9 protein-coding genes and 1 pseudogene are annotated in these 18,361 nt (G+C 43.0%); 4 read left to right on the top strand and 6 right to left on the bottom strand.

All coding sequences use genetic code 11. The features are described 5' to 3' along the window. Together QO187_RS02890 and QO187_RS02885 are read left to right on the top strand one after the other, a co-directional pair. A pseudogene (locus QO187_RS02890) lies at positions 1-553 on the top strand (DNA polymerase III subunit gamma/tau); the annotation flags it as partial. A gap of 233 nt (positions 554-786) precedes the next feature. Next, positions 787-1,686 carry a LysR family transcriptional regulator gene (locus QO187_RS02885; protein WP_102092608.1) on the top strand — a complete coding sequence of 300 codons (900 nt, stop codon included), beginning with the start codon at positions 787-789 and terminating at the stop codon, positions 1,684-1,686. Between the two features lie 120 nt (positions 1,687-1,806). Here QO187_RS02885 and QO187_RS02880 read toward each other — a convergent pair whose 3' ends face one another. Together QO187_RS02880 and QO187_RS02875 are read right to left on the bottom strand one after the other, a co-directional pair. Further along, positions 1,807-2,988 carry an aspartate aminotransferase family protein gene (locus tag QO187_RS02880; protein ID WP_102092609.1) on the bottom strand — a complete coding sequence of 394 codons (1,182 nt, stop codon included), beginning with the start codon at positions 2,986-2,988 and terminating at the stop codon, positions 1,807-1,809. Between the two features lie 40 nt (positions 2,989-3,028). Next, complete coding sequence (locus tag QO187_RS02875) at positions 3,029-3,220, bottom strand: DNA gyrase inhibitor YacG (protein WP_057760289.1); 192 nt, start codon at positions 3,218-3,220, stop codon at positions 3,029-3,031. A 189-nt stretch (positions 3,221-3,409) separates the two neighbouring features. Here QO187_RS02875 and QO187_RS02870 point away from each other — a divergent pair, with 189 nt between their 5' ends. Beyond that, positions 3,410-4,084 carry a DUF938 domain-containing protein gene (locus tag QO187_RS02870; protein WP_102092610.1) on the top strand — a complete coding sequence of 225 codons (675 nt, stop codon included), beginning with the start codon at positions 3,410-3,412 and terminating at the stop codon, positions 4,082-4,084. Between the two features lie 134 nt (positions 4,085-4,218). Here the strand turns inward: QO187_RS02870 and QO187_RS02865 are convergent, their stop codons facing one another. Both QO187_RS02865 and purD read right to left on the bottom strand, forming a co-directional pair. Continuing rightward, positions 4,219-5,613, bottom strand: coding sequence for an AarF/ABC1/UbiB kinase family protein (locus QO187_RS02865; RefSeq protein WP_102092611.1), 1,395 nt, complete (start codon positions 5,611-5,613; stop codon positions 4,219-4,221). Positions 5,614-6,062: 449 nt separating this feature from the next. Beyond that, on the bottom strand, positions 6,063-7,379 hold the full coding sequence (gene purD, locus QO187_RS02860) for a phosphoribosylamine--glycine ligase (protein ID WP_102093602.1): 1,317 nt from the start codon (positions 7,377-7,379) through the stop codon (positions 6,063-6,065). Between the two features lie 458 nt (positions 7,380-7,837). On the opposite strand from purD, the gene QO187_RS02855 reads away from it, so the two are divergent. Beyond that, on the top strand, positions 7,838-12,685 hold the full coding sequence (locus QO187_RS02855; RefSeq protein ID WP_371547094.1) for an NAD-glutamate dehydrogenase: 4,848 nt from the start codon (positions 7,838-7,840) through the stop codon (positions 12,683-12,685). A 103-nt stretch (positions 12,686-12,788) separates the two neighbouring features. Here QO187_RS02855 and QO187_RS02850 read toward each other — a convergent pair whose 3' ends face one another. Together QO187_RS02850 and QO187_RS02845 are read right to left on the bottom strand one after the other, a co-directional pair. Continuing rightward, positions 12,789-16,664, bottom strand: coding sequence for an AAA family ATPase (locus QO187_RS02850; RefSeq protein WP_371547091.1), 3,876 nt, complete (start codon positions 16,662-16,664; stop codon positions 12,789-12,791). Between the two features lie 83 nt (positions 16,665-16,747). Further along, on the bottom strand, positions 16,748-18,358 hold the full coding sequence (locus QO187_RS02845; protein WP_102093558.1) for an exonuclease SbcCD subunit D C-terminal domain-containing protein: 1,611 nt from the start codon (positions 18,356-18,358) through the stop codon (positions 16,748-16,750). Between the last annotated feature and the right edge of the window lie 3 nt (positions 18,359-18,361).

The raw sequence follows: 18,361 nt of genomic DNA, 5'->3' as shown, positions 1-18,361 counted from the left end.
GCCTGAACCAGTTGTTGAGCCTGAACCAGTTGTTGAGCCTGAACCAGTTGTTGAGCCTGAACCAGTTGTTGAGCCTGGCGCAAATGATTCTCAGTTAACAGCACACTCTGATGAAGATCCACGCACGTTGCTGCGTTGTCCACCTCAAGAACTAACAGGTGAGTGGAACCCAGAAAAGTGGGACTACTGGCTGCAAACTGCTCGTGAAGGCGAGGTATTGGCACAAGATGAGCTAGCACTGGCACGGCAAGGTACAATGACTGGTCAATGTAATGGCAAAGCCACGTTTTTGACCAGTGTTGATAGTAAGCATTTGCAGGTCACTTTTCAGCAATTGGCAGCTAAGCTACAACAGCAATTTACGCAAGCTGACATTGACTTGAAAATTGATAGTAGTATCATGCAGACCGAAGATAAAACCCCAGAGCGCCGACAGAAAAAACGTTTAGAGCAAGCGAAAACCGTTGCTGAAACGAAATTACTAAAAACACCAGTAATGCAGTATTTAACTGAACGTGGTGAGGGTAAAATGGGTAAAGTACAGCTGTATTAAGATTTTAGAGCAGTGTTTGCTCAAAGTATCTAAAAGTATATTTATATATTGAACGTAGTTTTATATTAAATATCAAGGTGATAGCAATATATCACCTTGATATTTTTGTTTTTATTACGGGTCAAAATATATTTATCAAACAAGAGAGAACCATTTGATAACGATAAGATGAATGTAAAGTCGTTATAATGGTTAAGTTATATTAAAAACTGAAATGACGTTTAGGTGAGAATATGTTGGATAATTTACGCGGTATGGCTGTGTTCGCCAGTGTGGTCGGACATGGCTCTTTTAGTGGCTCAGCACGTGAGCTAGGTATCACAACCAGTGCAGTCAGTCAGCAAATTCGTTCATTAGAGAACGAGCTTGGTGTGGTATTGCTACATCGCTCAACTCGTAAGCTAAGCTTGACAGAAGCTGGCGAGAGCTTTTATGAAGCGGCAAAAGATGTCGTCAGCGCAGCTGAGCAAGGACGTATCAAAGTTAATCAATTGCGTGATGAGCTAGCAGGTAGTTTGCGTGTATCGACGACGCCTGAGCTTGGTGTCAATCACATACTGCCAGCACTCTCTACTTGGATGGCGGCACATGATGATTTAAGCGTCACCTATTTAGCTGACAATCAGTATATTGATATGATTGACGAGCGTATTGATATTGCCATTCGTATGAGCCCATCGATTAATGATTCTAGTCTAAGCAGTCATCCATTGACCGATGTGCGCCAACTATTGGTTGCCTCACCCCAGTATTTGCGTCAGCACAGTAAGCTAAATACGCCTAAAGATTTGGCTGAGCATCAATTAATCTGTATTGAAATCATGAAAGATGCCAATCAGATTGATATGATTCAGACTGAAACTGGCAAAAAAACGCGTGTCAAAATGAACTCGCGTATCTATACCAATAACGTGTTTATGGCAACGACGTTGGCTAAAGAAGGTCACGGTTTGGTTAGAATGTTAGAAATGGACGTCAAAAAAGAGCTTGAGAGTGGTGAGCTGGTAGAAGTGTTGACTGGCTATCAGTTACCAAGCTTTGTGCTATATGCGGTCACTTTAAACCGCGACCAACAGCCAGCTAAAATCACTCGTTGTCTAGAAGTACTTAAGAAATACTTCCATGCGAATTAAGTGTTGTTCTCACTACGCACGAAACGTTTTTAGTAAGCAGTAAGCAAAAAGCAAAAAGCCTATAGATAATGAATCATCTATAGGCTTTTTTATTGTCTGTTATTAACGTTGAAGCATGCTTTAAAATGATGGCTTTAATAGATTGATCAAACGCTCAGCGACTTGTGTGCTTTCATCACGGCTCATGTTAAGTGGTGGCAGCAAACGTACAACATGACCACCCGTCACATTAATGATCAGCTTTTGCTCATCACGGGCACGATCCACCAGTTGACTACAATCCATATCTTCAGGTAGCGCGATACCAATCATCATACCTGCACCGCGACTGCTAACGCCATGTTGACCAAATGTATCAACGATACTTTCTCTAATGAATAAACCCTCAGTCACTGCGTTTTCCATGATATTACTATTTGCTAGCACGTCATATACGCTATGTACCACACGGCTGGCCAATGGTGTACCACCATAAGTAGAGCCGTGGCTACCAGCGCCAAACAGACCATTGGCACGGCCACGTACCATGCACGCACCAACTGGGAAACCATTACCTAGACCTTTGGCTGTCGTCAACACATCAGGACGAGCATTGCTGTGTTGATAAGCAAAGTATTTACCCGTACGGCCATTACCTGTTTGCACTTCATCCAGCATAAATAGCCAGTTATGAGCGTCACATTCCGCTTGTAACTCTTCAAGATAAGTGAAGCCATTGGCTGCAGTGTTTAGGCCACCTTCGCCTTGGATCGGCTCTACAAAGATAGCGCAGATATCATCATGTTCTAGAGCAGCTTGTTTGACAGCTTCGATATCGCCAAATGGCACACGAATAAAGTCTTCATCTAGCGTATAAAATCCTTCACGCGCCTTTGGATTTGCAGTAGCTGACAAAGATAATAACGTACGACCATGGAACGATTGCTCCATTACGATAACTTTTGGACGTTTAAAACCTTGCTTGTAGGCGTATAAACGTGCCAGTTTCAATGCAGCTTCATTGGCTTCGGCGCCGCTATTGGCAAAAAACACACTGTCCATTTGGGCGGCGGTACATAGTATCTCTCCAGCACGCTCTTGCCAATCAATGCCAAACAAGTTGCTTGTATGAATCAACATACCTGCTTGCTGCTGAATCGCGTCAGTGACTTGTGGATGACAGTGTCCTAAGCCGCATACCGCGATACCAGTTAAGGCATCTAAGTAAGGCGTGTCATCTTTGGTATAGAGCCAACTGCCTGCACCGCGTGTAAAGCTGATTGGTTGACGATTATAAGTGGGCATCAGGTAAGTAGCAGACATGTAAAACATCCTTGGTATAATAATTGAGTAAAAGTGTGGATTATAGCTCGTCAGAAAAAGGCGTGGTTTCTGCAGGTAAGGTGTAATCTTCGTTTGCCCAAGCACCTAAGTCGATTAGCTTGCAGCGACTGCTACAAAACGGCTTATATTTATTGTCTTGCCAGGCCGTCTGGGTGCCGCAACGTGGACAAGGGTAGGTCTTTGGGGGCGTGTTTGCAGTAGAGTCAGTCATAAGAAAAGAGCAATGTCCTAAATGTTATTAGTATTGGTTGCATATGGCATAAGCATAAAACGCATCCGTCATTTAAATTACGACGAAACGAGGCGTACTTGCTATCGCTGTATTACTATTCAATTGGATTGACTATATAATAGCATGGGGCCGAATAATGACAAAAGACAAATGCTTTAAGGATAGTAGATGACCGACAATATTGATCTCACGCATCAGCAAGAGCGTGCCTTTCAACCACAAAAACTGTCAGCACCGCGTGACTTTATTATTCCAAATATTATTAATGACAATAAAAATGAAAAACCGTTAATGCTAGAGATTGGGGCAGGGAAGGGTAAGCATGCACTTAGCTTTGCCGCACAAAATCCTGATAAGCATCTGATAGCCATTGAACGCACGCGTAATAAATTTGAAGCATTCTCAAAATTAGCCACTTTACAAAATCTATCAAACCTAGATGCGATTCATGCGGATGCGATTGCATGGACAGTGCATGCCATTAAACCAAATAGCTTGGCTAAAATCTTCATTCTTTATCCCAATCCTGAACAGCACAATCCAAATCAGCAATGGCTGAATATGCCTTTTTTTGAGTTTTTATTATCACGCTTGCAGGTGGGCGGAGAAGTGATATTAGTCACTAATATCGAATCCTATATGGACAATGCAGAACACCAAGCAACCAAAGTATGGTGTCTACCATCAACACGTTCTCGAGTACCAGCGACCAGTCAGCGCACTCATTTCGAAGTGAAATACCTTGCCCGACAAGAAGTGTGTTGGGAGCTAAATATTCGTAAGCCGAAGTGGTATAAAACAAGATTTGATGATTGGCAGGTAAATGCTATAAGCGAAAAATAATAGCCTAAGTAAATATAGGGCTTATGTCAGTGCTCTACAATAAAGGTGGTAGTATTAAACATAAAATAGCCTAAGCAATTAAAACTGGAAAAATAAAAAGCCGTCACTAAAGGACGGCTCAAAATTTGCACGGTTTATAAATAAGGTTTTACGAGGCTGTTAGAGTTGGTATGCGCATCTAAAACAGTCAAAAAGGTATATGCACCGATAAACTTACGACTGATAAACATAAATTCTTTTGGTGGTAGATTAAATTCAAAAGATTGCATTGCGCGTGTAGCCGTAGTAGATAGGCGTGAATGTAATTTACTGTTGGCCCAAATATAGCGATCCTGCTCATCTAAACATTCGCTAGGGATATTGGTATTTTTCTCAGGGTCACTAAAAGGCTCGGTAGCCAGTAAAAATAACGAAGCAATATCTGAACGTACTTTATTACTCATGCTATCGAAAAAGTCATATCCTTTCATAGCAAGGCTCATTGCTTGCTGATCATGGCGATATCCTGCGCGTAGTAGACCACGGGCAATCGTTAATAAGTTACCATCAAACTGACGAATCGCTCCAAAATCTAGCAAAACCAATCTATCGATATCTTCATCGTTTTCGCTCACACGCACTAAATAATTACCAAAGTTGGGATCTGTTTGCATCTCACCCCATACAAAAATCTCTTGCATCATGATTTCTATAGCTGCTTGGCCAATGGCATTAAGGCGTTCATGAGGTAATAATTGTAATGCTTCCGAGACCACAGTGATACCTGGCTCGTATGACATACATAGCAGACGCTTTTTAGAATAAGTGCGATTAATCTTAGGCACGATATAGCGAGGATCATCGATTAAACGCTCGTAAAAACGTTCTGTCGTAGCCGCTTCCGCTTCATAATCGACTTCGTGATGGAGTAGGTCACGTATTTCCTCAAACCAAGCATCGAGTGCGCGTGTTTGGGGAACGATATTACTTACTTTTAACAATCGTTTGAACAAGGCAAGATCAGAATTGATAGCGTCTGCCACACCCGGATACTGAATTTTTAACACAACTTGTTCGCCAGTGGCGAGTACGGTCGCACGATGAACTTGAGCAAGAGAAGCTGTTCCGATGGGGACAGGATCAATGTCTAGCTCGTTTAGTTTGTTGCCCAGTAACTGGCGTAATGTTTGCTCAATCGTCGGCCAAGTCAATGTCGCCGTGTCATCATTAAGGGTTTGCAAAGCGCGTGTGATCTCTGGCGGCAGTATATGCTCACCATAAATCGCTAGCATTTGACCAATCTTGACGACCGAACCTTTCAATTTACCTAGCTCTGATGCCAGATAATTTGCTTGAGTTTCCATAAACGCTTGATTGCGTGCAGTACGAGCTTCTTTATTTAAGAACATACCAGACACGCTATTACCCGCCCAACGACGACCAATATTCAAAGAAGTTTTTGCAATCGACATACGACGATCAAACCCTGAGGTTTTTAGGCTATCGATTGATTGCTTGTTGCTAAAAGGTTTAGACGTATCATTTGCCATAAGTATAATCATTCATCCAATTGGTATTGATTTGCGGGTTCGAAACCTACAATACAAGGGAGACGTGATGCACAGGTACAAAATTGTATCATATAAAGCGCGTTGGTTTTATGAGCCTGAGCTGGCCATTGATAGTTACTTTGTAAGCCAATATCTAGTGGTAACTATTGATAAATAGGCGATTACTAATTTAAGTATGATTTATAAATAGCTAGATTTTTCTAGCAAGTTAACTGACTATTAAAATTTAGAAAAATCTATTTATAACCAATAGATTAGTATTAAAAAGATACTAAAAAATAAGACCTAGCATGATGCTAGGTCAAATAATGATGTAGAGCTATAAAGTATAGAAATATTATTAATCAAACACATTGAGCGAAACCTTCGCATTCTCTAAAATATTGCCCAAGACGCTACTCAATATGTCTTTTGATATGCATTAGCTGCTAAGCGTTTTCGCGAGTGATGGCGTGGTGACCAATATCACGGCGGTACTGCGCACCATCGAAGCTAATAGCAGCGGTTACTGCTAATGCGGCTTGCTGAGCATCAGAAATGCTATCTGCTAACGCAGTTACACATAAGACGCGCCCGCCGTTTGTGACGATTTCTTTATCATTATCGTTAGAAAATGCCGTGCCAGCATGAAAAACTTTCACAGCTTCGTCGTTGTTAGGATCTAGTTCTGGCAAGCCAGCAATCACATCACCTTTAGATGAAGTTTCAGGGTAGCCTTTTGATGCGACAACGATACCTAAGGCAGGGCGGTTGTCCCATTTGGCTTCGCTAGGCAATTGACCGTCTAATCCTTGGGCGACCAAGTCTACCATTGATGACTGCAAGCGCATCAAGATAGGCTGCGTCTCTGGATCACCAAAGCGGCAATTAAACTCGATGACATAAGGGTCGCCTGCCTTATCAATCATAAGACCTGCGTATAAGAAGCCAGTATAAGGATGGCCTGCGTTTTTCATGGCATCAACTACTGGTTGAATCACTTGCTGCATGACTTTGTTATGAACATCGCTGGTAACAACTGGAGCAGGGGAGTAGGCACCCATACCGCCAGTGTTTGGACCAGTATCACCTTCAAAAGCACGTTTGTGATCTTGGCTGGTTGCCATTGGCAAGATGTTATCACCATCAACCATGCAGATAAAGCTGGCTTCTTCACCCTGTAAGAACTGCTCGATAACCACGCGGCTGCCAGCATCACCGAACTTGTTGTCCGCTAGCATATCGTCGATAGCTTCATATGCTTGTTCGATCGTTTCAGCAACGATAACGCCTTTACCTGCAGCAAGACCATCTGCTTTAATAACGATAGGCGCGCCTTGCTCATCGACATAGGCTTTTGCAGCGACTGCGTCTGTAAAACCTTGATAAGCAGCGGTTGGAATGTTGTTTTGCTCCATGAACTCTTTAGCAAAAGTTTTTGAGCCTTCTAACTGTGCACAGTATGCTGTTGGGCCCCATGCTTTGATACCTGCTTCACGACAAGCATCAACAATACCCGTGACCAAAGGCGCTTCTGGGCCAACAATTACCATGTCGATATCATTATTTTGACAAAACGCGATAACAGCACTATGCTCGCCTGCGTCAGCGTCGGTAGACTCTAGCGTAACGTTTTGGCATTTAGGCTCAAGGGCGGTGCCAGCATTGCCAGGAGCGATGTAGACATTTTTTACATTGTCATCTTTTGCACATTGCCATGCCAATGCGTGTTCGCGACCACCTGAGCCAACCACCAAAATATTCATCATACCTTTTGCCCTTAGCATTAAAGTTAATAGTGAGCGAGTCGTACGCTCTTAAATATGTTGGCATATTCTAACAAAAAAACGCCTTCAATTACCATGAGTATCCGCCTGCCAGCACCGAATCATCCATATCGATGTCTAAAAATGCATTGTCTCATTAGTAAAGGTTATCGACACATCGCTGATTCATGAAATGATGTTGTACACTTTAGCTCGCGCCTTATGTGCGTTACACTTCACTATATTGGTAGTATTAAATTCTGATGGCTACATATTAATAAAAAATAAGAGCAAAAAAGGAGAAAATTTCTAACTGTTATAAAAATAAAATAAGTCGCGTGAATGGAAATACTGCACCGTTGCACCAATGATGAATATGCAGTAACAGTAGTCAATCTAAACCGATAAACTTAAATAAATAAATGTTAAACCAAATCTATAAAAAAAGGACGCAGGAAATGCCAAACTCCCTCAGTATCGCAAAAGAGCGCATTAGCCAGATAAGCGATATTGCTACCAGTTATGTACAAAAAGACAAATCGCTATTTGATCATTTTATTCATAGCTATTATCAGCCGCTGCATCAAGAAACTGCAGAGGCGATTAGTAATGCTGACTTGGCGGGCATGGCGCTACATCACTTTACACTACTCAAAGCTTACGACGGCAGCAAGCCGCAGCTGACAGTACTAAACCCAGCAGCAGAAGAGCAGCACTTTCACAGCTCGCACACTGTCATTCAAATCGCAGCTTATGATAGACCATTCTTAGTTGATACGATTTTGATGAGCCTAGAAGCAGAAGGTATCGATGTTCATCGTACTTATAACATCATCATCAGTGTTGAGCGTGATGAAAATGGTGATATCACCCATATCGAAGGCGCACATGAAAGTGCCACTTCACATATGTCATTGATTCATTGTGAAATTGCTTACCAAGACAACGAAGACTTGGAAGCACTTCAACAGATGCTTATGTCAAAAATTGACACGCTTGATACAGTCGTTGGTGACTGGAAACAGATGCGTGCCCAGTTGAATGACATCAAAACGGAGCTTTCAACTAAGCCGCTACCAGAAGTATTCTACTCACAACAAGAAATCCAAGCATTTTTAGATTGGATCTTAGACGATCACTTCATATTCTTAGGGTATCGTGAATACCGCTTGGAAGGTGGTCAGTCTATCGAAGTGACTTCTGAGCCGACCGATTTAGATTTATTCGCAATCGGTAACAGTGGTCTTGGTCTATTACGTGGTTCTGAAAAAGACAAGCTATCAGAAAGCTTTAGCCAATTACCTAGAGGCCTAAAGCAATTATTGACTGAGCCGCGCGTGTTGATGCTGTCTAAATCAAGCCGTGTATCACCTGTACACCGTTCAGTATATATGGACTTTTTGGGCATTCATAAGTTCGATGACAATGGCAACCTAATTGGTGAATACCGCTTTATCGGTTTGCTTACGTCACAAGCCTATCAGCTGACTGTACAGCAAATACCGCTATTGCGAGAAAAAGCCAATAAGATTATGGCGATGGCAGACTTGCCACGTGACGGTCATGCCCATCACAAGATGATGCATGTGATTAATACTTTGCCACGTGATGATTTGTTCCAAGCCAGCGTCGAAGAGCTATACCCAATTGTTTCGGGCATTACTCAACTACAAGACAAGAAAAGCTTACGTCTATTTAGCCGTATTGACCATTATCAGCGTTTTGTTTCGTGCTTGGTCTATATCCCGCGTGATAAGTTCAACACCGAGCTACGTATCAAAGTACAAAACGTCTTAAAAGACGCCTATAACGGTATGTCTTCAGGGTTTACTACTGAATTCAATGAATCGGCTCATGCCCGCGTACACGTTCACGTACGTACCGTGCCTGGTCAAGTAAATGACGTCAATATCGCCACACTTGAAGCCAAATTGTCTGCACTCATGCAATCATGGGATGACAATTATCAAAAAATGCTACTCGATAATGTGGGCGAACAACAAGCCAACGCTTTGACTCGTCGCTTTTTAGACTATATTCCTGCTGCGTACCAAGAGCGTTTTGATGCGCGTACCGCAGTCGAAGATACGAAGCGTCTGGCGGGACTGACCGCAGAGAATCCGATGCTTTGGCATTTGTACCGCTCAACTGGCGATGCAAACAATCAATTGCATCTAAAGCTGTATGGCCGTGAACAACCTGTTATTTTGTCCAAAGTATTGCCGATACTTGAAAATTTTGGTGTATCGGTTATCTCAGCACAAACTTATGAGTTTGATTTGCCAGAGCAGCCTATTTGGATGCAAGAGTACGAGCTGACGCTAGAGCATGTCGATACGGTCAATATGCAAGTCGTACGTGGTCAGTTTGAAGACAGCCTCAAGCAGATCTGGGCTGGACGTGTTGAAAGCGATTCATTCAATGAGTTGGTACTAACGACCAAGCTCGACACTTATGATGTGGTCGTATTACGTGCGCTGTCTCGCTATATGCTACAAGCACGTGCCCCATTCTCTAGCGCTTATATTCAGCAAACTGTGGTCAAAAACAGTGATATCAGTGTCGCGCTAGGTAGTTTGTTTGATGCACGCATGAATCCTAAGTATAGCCTCGACACGCGTCAAGAAAAGGCTGCTACCATTCAAGGGCAAATCACAGCGGCGTTAGCAGATGTCGATAGCCTAGACGAAGATCGTATCTTGCGCTGGTACTTAGATTTGATTAATGCAATGGTGCGCACCAACTTCTATCAAGTCGATAGCGATGGTCAGCGCAAAGATCGTCTGTCATTTAAATTCTTGGCAGCAGACATTCCAAACTTGCCTAAACCAAAGCCAATGTTTGAAATATTTGTGTATTCACCGCGCGTCGAAGCTGTACATTTACGTGGCGGCAAAGTCGCTCGTGGTGGTCTGCGCTGGTCAGATCGTATGGAAGATTTCCGTACTGAAGTGCTTGGCCTTGTCAAAGCGCAGATGGTCAAAAACGCAGTGATCGTCCCTGTAGGTTCTAAAGGCGGATTTATTGTAAAAACTAAGAGCATGGCTGATGGTCGTGAGGCGTTCCAAGCAGAAGGTATCGCTTGCTATCAAACATTCTTACGCGGCATGCTTGATGTCACAGACAATATTGTAGATGGTAACATTGTCCCGCCAGCCAACACGGTACGCCATGATGAGGACGACCCGTACTTGGTTGTCGCAGCAGACAAAGGTACAGCTACTTTCTCTGATATAGCCAACGCGCTAGCAGCAGAATACAACTTCTGGCTGGATGATGCCTTTGCATCAGGTGGCTCAGTAGGTTATGACCATAAAGCAATGGGTATCACAGCGCGCGGTGGTTGGGAGTCGGTCAAACGTCACTTCCGTATGCGCGGTATGGACATCCAAAACCGTGATGACTTTACGGTTGTCGGTATTGGTGACATGAGTGGTGATGTATTCGGTAATGGCATGTTGCTATCAACGCATACTAAACTAGTTGCTGCCTTCAACCATTTACATATCTTTATTGATCCTAATCCAGATACGGCCGCCTCATACGCTGAGCGTGCACGCTTGTTTGAATTGCCACGCTCATCATGGGCAGATTATGAAGCATCATTAATCAGTCAAGGTGGTGGTATATTCTCACGCCAAGACAAAACTATCGCTATCAGTCCTGAGATGAAGTCGCTCTTCGATATCAGTGAAGACAGCCTTGCACCGAATGATTTGATCAGTGCGTTACTACGAGCACCTGTCGATCTGATCTGGAATGGTGGTATCGGTACTTATGTCAAAAGTGCAAACGAAACGCATGCTGACGTGGGCGACCGTGCGAATGATTCGCTACGTATCGATGGTAATGAGCTACGTGCAGCCGTCGTTGGTGAAGGTGGTAACTTAGGTCTAACCCAGCAAGGTCGTATCGAGTACGCTCAAACGGGCGGACGTATCTATACAGATGCAATCGACAACTCAGGCGGTGTTAACTGCTCGGATCATGAAGTCAACATCAAAATCCTACTCGGCAAAGTGGTCGAGCAAGGCGATATGACGCTGAAGCAACGTAATGAGCTGCTTGAGAGTATGACTGACACCGTAGCAGAACTGGTATTACGTCAAAACTACTTACAACCACAAGCGATTGAGCTGAGCCATATTCGTGCCGCAGCCAACCTGAGTGATCATCAGCGCTTTATTCAGATGCTAGAGAGTGAAGGGCGTCTGGATCGTGCAATTGAGTATCTACCATCAGACGAAGAGATTGCGAAGCGTCAAAAAGCGGATACTGGTCTGACCAATCCTGAGCTAGCAGTGGTCTTGGCTTATGGCAAGATGTGGGTTTATGACAATCTACTCTTATCTGATTTACCAGATGATCCGTACTTTATCAATGAGCTACGTAAGTACTTCCCAGATGAGCTTGCTTCACGCTTCTTTGATGAGATGACTGAGCACCGTTTGCATCGCGAGATTATCAGTACTTACTTGACCAACAGTGTGGTCAACCGCTTAGGTATTGAAGCGCTATTCCGTCTCTTTGAGGAAACCGATCAATCACTAGCCACTATCGTACGTGGTTATGCGATTAGCCGTGATGTATTCAACGTATCGCGCGCTTGGAAAGCACTTGAAGCATTAGACAATCAAGTTGAGGCGACGTTACTGCTGAACCTTGAGCTACGTCTACGTGATTCACTTGAGCGCGGTGTGGTCTGGTTCATCAATGCCTTCGGTCAAAATCTGCAAGTCGCTGATATGATTAGCCGCTTTAGTGAAAGCGTTGAAAAACTGACTAAGCCAAGTGGTTTTATCGAGCAGCAATTTGCACAATATCTGCAAGAAGATACCAAGCACTTGATGCAAAAAGATCTGTCTGATAATGACGCTACGCTATTTGCGATGCTACCGTACCATGTCGATGCGCTTGATGCTGCGTTGCTTGCTGAGCAATATGAGCGTCCTGTCGATGAGATTGCAACTTTATACTTCGAAGCTTATCAAGTGTTGCAGTTAGACTGGATGATGGAAAATATTGCGAGCCTACCACAACAAGACTATTGGGATCGCCGTGCTCGCCATGCGTTAGTGAACGAGCTATCACGCAGCTTGCGCCTATTAATGGATGCGGTACTCTCAAAACCAGATGCTAAGCAAGCATTTAGTGAATGGAGAGCAAGACACGTCGATCAGCTTGCAGCAGTCACCACAGAGATGAATAAGTTAGATGAGCTGCATAGCAACGATGAAGAAGGTCAAATCGGTCTTTCAACGTTGTCAGTATTAATGAGTGAGCTTAGTGGTTTAGTAACTAAGTAATGAAATAATATCAAACTGAAACTGTCGCACAAAAAAACCACCGTCCTTCATGTTCGGTGGTTTTTTATTGTCTAAAAAAAATGGTTTAAGTGATTAACCTAACTTATGATACTTTTTCACTGACGACTTTATGACACCCTTGACCACTGATTCGGCTGAATCCGCCCGAGAGCTTTTCAACTTTAATTTGGGTTAAAATGCGATCTTTTAGCGCCTGAACATGGGATATCACCCCGATTAATTTACCTTCTTGCTGTAGATTGGTCAGTGTATCAAGCGCAATGTCTAAAGATTCCTCATCCAATGTACCAAAGCCTTCATCCAAAAATAGCGAGTCCACGCGTATATTTTGACTGGCCATCTGTGAGAGACCTAATGCTAATGCTAGGCTGATAATAAAACCTTCGCCGCCTGAAAGGTTTTTAGTACTACGAATTTCACCACCTTGATAATTATCAATTACATTTAGCTCAAGTGGACTATTATCATCACGGGCCAGCAAATAGCGATCGCTCATTTTTTGCAGCTGCGTATTGGCGTGAGTGACCATGAGATCAAAGGTAAGTCCTTGAGCAAAAGTACGGAACTTTTTACCATCAGATGAGCCAATCAATTTGTGCAGTTGTTGCCAAACTTGCAGTTTATCTTTTTGGGCGGTGATGGCATTAATCTGCGCCTGTTGGGTGTTTTTCTTATCTTCATTGTCCTTTAGACGCTGACTGATTGCACCGATTGATTCAATCCGTTTGTTAAATTCATCTTGCGCTTGTGATTGCTGTTGGGTAAGCGTTTCTCTATCGTCTACTGTCAGCGGATTGGCCTGTTTATCTGCAAGTGTTTTTTGTGTTTCTTCTAATAAAGAGTGCGCTTGCTTTAGCGCGTAATCGATATGCTGTTGCTGCTGTCTAAGTGCGTTACGCTCATCAATTGGCAGGCGTGCATTAGTAAAATCTATTTCATTAGCGAAATCAGAGGCGGCAAGCGCTGAATTAAAGGTATCTTCTTGGCTACTGAGTGTATTAGTCACCGTGGTTAATTGTTCAATCAAATGTCGCTGTGTATTAAACAACTGACTAAGTATCTGCCCAGCATTGTCTAGCTGTCTTTGCGTAGAGGTCTGCGTGGTTTTAGCCTGATCTAACGCATCACGTAAACGCTTTTCTTCTGTTTCAGGATCTTTATTAGCAAAAACATACTTTCTGTCTGTTTGTAATTTCTCAATCGCCTCAGTTCTTTCTGCCGCGAGTTGAGAGATTTTAACAAGCTCATTTTCTTCTTTGTCGAGCTGAGACTGCTTGGTCTCGATTTTTGTTTCTAGTTGACCAAGTGATGTCTTAAAGGTTTGTTGATCCTCTCTGTAGTCGTTAAACTGTTGCTTGATTTCTAAAAGGGCACTGTGACATCGGCGCAGAGTATTGATATGCGCCTGAGCGTCCACATTGCTTAGTACGGTTTGATTTTCAATGCTGGTTATCAGCGGTTGTAATGATTGTAGTGAAGAACGTATCGCCGTTTTTGCATCTGACTGATGTTTGCCAGCGGAATATTTATTTAACAGGGCTAATATATCTATTTTGAGCACAGTCAATTCGGAAAAATTATCATGATATTTTTTGTCTAAGTTTTCTATAGCCCATGCTATTTTTTTACTATTGCTCTCAATCTCGTTAATAGTGCTGGTTAGCTCACGCTGCTCCTTGTCTAATGCTTCGATGTCATTACGCATCGTAGAGAGCGACTCGCTAAGCGTTTCATATTGAGTTAACGTATTTTTAAGAGATTCTCTACGCTTACCTAGCTCGATTTTGCTACTGTCTAATAATGACAGCGCATCTACATGCGTCTCAATCTGCGCTAGCGATTTTAATGTTTCAGTAATAAATCGAGAGTAGCCTTTATTTAGTACTGAACTGACCAACTGGTCGATATCTATCTTTAACTTTTGTATTTGGTGATTTAGCAGGGTTTGTTGCTCTTCCGCTTGCGCAAACTGCTGTCGTACAGTTGCTTGATTAATACGATGTTTAGATAGAGTATCTTCTAAATTGGATATAGTCGTATCCAGCTCTGCTATTTGCCGCTGAGTTTGCGTTGCTTCCGTTTCTTGTATCAAATGTGGGTGGTCTGCACTATAAGGATGCTCTAGCGATCCACAAAGCGGGCAGGGATGACCATCTTTTAGGTCAGCGATATAGTCTTCTAACTTGGCGACTTTTTGTAGTAAATGCAGCTGGGCTTGTTTGTCTTGACGCTTTTCTTTGGCAGCGCTGATAGCCGATTCATTATCAGCGATTAAGCCTGCCAGCTTTGTGAGGTCGTTACTCATTACTGGCAAGGTCGCAACTATTTTCTCTACTTGTACGCTAAGCTCATCTTGCTGTTTTGCCTTAACGCTCACTTGGTCAAGTTGACGGTTGATATCATCAATCTGCTCTTGCTCATCTCGCATATCAGCCAATGACTGCACTTGGGTTAATGCTGCTTGCTCTTGTTGTAAAGCGGCCAATTTATCCTGTATAGACAACATGGTGGTGTCTTTTGTCTTTTTCTGTTGATTTAAGACGTCAAGTTTGGCGCGATACTGGTGGATCTGTTGCTGCTGGCTTGTTTTATCATCTGATAGGGCGGTATTCTCTTGCAATAGGGCTTTTAGTCGGCCGCAATGACTCTTAAAATTCGCTATATCACTATCGATAGTGTTTAATTCATGGGCGTCATTAAGATAGCCTTCGACACGTGTGAGCTGGATTTTATTCTGCGCAGCCTGCTGTTTATGGTTGTCTATCTCTTTACTTAAATGTTGAGTGCTGCCCATTAGAGTTTGCTGTCTTTGCTCAATATCTTTTAGGACATGCTTATTCTGCGTAATGTCTATATCTAGTCTACGCGCCTGCGCAATATTGGGTAGAGCCGTTTGCAAAGTTTCATGGGTAGCTTGCGCATGAGTTTTTGCTGTTTCTAGATGTATGGTTGCTTGCTCTAGGTCGTCTTGTTTTTGCGGTAGGATGCTGCTGATCTGCTGCTGTTCTTCTTGCAAGCGTTTTAAATTATCGCGACTATGCACAAGTTGGCTGAACTGACTGTCAATCTCCAACGCCTTATTAGCAGCGGTTAAGCGTTTGGCATTAGGGATAAAGTCTTGCTTAGCCTGCTGAGCCTGCGCTAGATCATTTTGATAAGTATTCAGTTTTTCTTTTGATTCTGTGACGCTATCTAGCCACTTTATCTTTTCGGCCAAATCTTGAATGGTCTGCTGCTGTTCACTTTGAGCACTTTGATATGACTGCAAGTCCGATTTTAACTGACTTTCTTCATCGGTATTTAAAAGCATTAAACCGTCTAAACCGTATTGCAGCTTATTAAGAATTTCTTCCTCGGTACGTTTCTTATCATGAACCTGTGTTGAGATGGTAGCGTAAATATCAGTGCCAGTGATTTTCTCTAAAATATCTGCGCGTTCATCAGCCTTTGCCTTTAGAAATGCTGAAAAACTGCCCTGAGCTAGCAATATAGAGCGAGTGAACTGTTGAAAATCCATCCGAGTCAGTTCAATGATCTTGTTTTTGGTATGCTTTAAGGTACTCTCTAACAGCTCATCCTCTTTTGACGAGTCATCAACGTTTATCTTAGCGATTTCATGAGTCGCATCTTGCAGATTGCCATCTGCTTTATTGTAAGCACGGCGTTGCCCCCAGCGGCAGCGATACTGCTCACCATTTAAGTCAATCACTACTTCAGCGAAACACTCTGCCGTCTGCCGCGTCATCACCTCATTACTGCTCTTACTGATACTATTAATCCTTGGCGTCTCACCATATAGCGCTAAGCAAATAGCATCCAATATGGTGGTCTTGCCAGCACCTGTTTGCCCAGTGATAGCAAAGATACCTTCATTGGTAAAGGCAGTATCAGCAAAATCAATATGCCATTCGCCTTTTAGGGAGTTGAGGTTTTTTAGTCTGAGTTCGATTAGGCGCATGGATAAGTCTTAATATTAGTAATAGCCGCAACTGCGAAAAATTGAGAGAGATAAGGAAGTGTGGTCATGATATGTCACTTATATCATTCTGCCTGTTTGTCTTCATGACGTAAGTTATAAAGTATCTGACCATAGGCATCGCGCAATGAGTCTTTTTGAGAATCAGCCACATCATTTATCGTCAAGCAGCGCTCAAACACTTCCATCTCATTTAAGTCCTGCAAGTTCTCAGATGTTTGCTGCTGATTGAGGACTTTATTATAAGTACGAGTGTTTTTTATCTTAAGCACTTCACATGGCAACCCTTCTACCATTGCTTGCACTTGCTCACGCAAATCACTGACGATTTCGTCACCTGTATAGACAATCTCTAGCCAAATAGAGTCCGATTGTGTAAGCGCTTGAATGGTTTGTTCAATTGTGGTTAGGTCACCAGATATTTGCGCCAATTGTTGGAACTTTGGAATGGGTAGGGATACTACTTGCATCTGATTAGCGTCATCGCGATGTAGAATTTTATTGCTATTCACGGCGTCAGTAGAAGTTTCTCGAATGCTTTTATATTGCTCAGGCTGAACAGGAGTATTTTCTATGGCATTAGATTGTGCCACTGCTTCATCTTCTGCAGGCTCATCAAAGCCAAACAAGTCATCCATGAAAGGCAGTTCCTGACTAGACACTTTTTTAGCGGATTTTTCTGTCAGTTTTTCTACTGTTTTTTGAACTTTGACGACTTCAATATCAGCAGCTGTATTGATGGCATAAGGAGTAATACTATCAGGTGCGACGTTCAGCTCTGAGTTGCCATTATTAAAATGTTCTGCAGCACCAAACTGTATCAGCAATACTTGCTTTTGCTGTTTAGCTTCCCCAAAACCCATCGCGATAGGTGAGCCTGAATAGCGAATACTCTCACGACCGCCAACACGCTGCGGCACGTGCAAATGCCCAAGTGCCACATAATCAAAGCCATCATTGAACATATCGGCAGAGATTTTACCTAGTGAGCCGACATAGAGCTCGCGTACACCATCATCTTCGGTTGTTTTACCACCAGACGCGAATAGATGTCCTGTGGCAACGATAGGAATATATCGCTGATGCGTTTTGCTTAAGTCGGCTTGCTTAGCCTTCGCAATGTCTGCAACATTGTCATAATGCTCGCAAATACCAGCGATAACATTGGCGTCTTTGCTATCTGCGGACTCGCCAGCGCTACTGCTACGCACATCCCGATCGCGCAGATAAGGCACAGCGGCGATAATGCAATGAGGATTGTTGTCGTCATCACCCAAGACTAATACTTCATCATTCAAATCATCACAAGCCGTGCCAATCACATGAACGTTTAAGAACTTAAGCATCTGACTGGGTGCATCTAAAAATGTTGGTGAGTCGTGATTCCCTGCGACAATAACCACATGCTGACAACACGATCGTGAGACCTTACCCAAAAATTCATAATATAGCGATTGGGCTTTATTGCTTGGGGTCATGGTGTCGAAGATATCACCCGCAACAATCAATATATCTACTTTTTGTGCGCTGATGGTGTCTTGTAACCAATGCAGGAATGACTCAAATTCTTCGTAACGAAGACGCCCATATAGGCGTCGCCCCAAGTGCCAGTCTGAGGTATGCAGTATGGTCAAAGGTCTAACAGAGATATATTTAGAAGCAATAGATAGGGGCATAGT

Source organism: Psychrobacter sp. Arc9 (genome assembly GCF_041431295.1).
GTDB lineage: Bacteria > Pseudomonadota > Gammaproteobacteria > Pseudomonadales > Moraxellaceae > Psychrobacter.
The sequence above is the reverse complement of the archived record's forward strand: the minus strand, read 5'-3'. Positions and strand labels throughout refer to the sequence as shown.

Excerpts from the sequence above, each read along its gene's own strand:
- QO187_RS02885 (WP_102092608.1), top strand. The coding sequence starts at position 787 with ATGTTGGATAATTTACGCGGTATGGCTGTGTTCGCCAGTGTGGTCGGA.
- QO187_RS02855 (WP_371547094.1), top strand. The coding sequence starts at position 7,838 with ATGCCAAACTCCCTCAGTATCGCAAAAGAGCGCATTAGCCAGATAAGC.
- purD (WP_102093602.1), bottom strand. The coding sequence starts at position 7,379 with ATGAATATTTTGGTGGTTGGCTCAGGTGGTCGCGAACACGCATTGGCA.
- QO187_RS02850 (WP_371547091.1), bottom strand. The coding sequence starts at position 16,664 with ATGCGCCTAATCGAACTCAGACTAAAAAACCTCAACTCCCTAAAAGGC.
- QO187_RS02875 (WP_057760289.1), bottom strand. The coding sequence starts at position 3,220 with ATGACTGACTCTACTGCAAACACGCCCCCAAAGACCTACCCTTGTCCA.
- QO187_RS02880 (WP_102092609.1), bottom strand. The coding sequence starts at position 2,988 with ATGTCTGCTACTTACCTGATGCCCACTTATAATCGTCAACCAATCAGC.
- QO187_RS02865 (WP_102092611.1), bottom strand. The coding sequence starts at position 5,613 with ATGGCAAATGATACGTCTAAACCTTTTAGCAACAAGCAATCAATCGAT.
- QO187_RS02870 (WP_102092610.1), top strand. The coding sequence starts at position 3,410 with ATGACCGACAATATTGATCTCACGCATCAGCAAGAGCGTGCCTTTCAA.
- QO187_RS02845 (WP_102093558.1), bottom strand. The coding sequence starts at position 18,358 with ATGCCCCTATCTATTGCTTCTAAATATATCTCTGTTAGACCTTTGACC.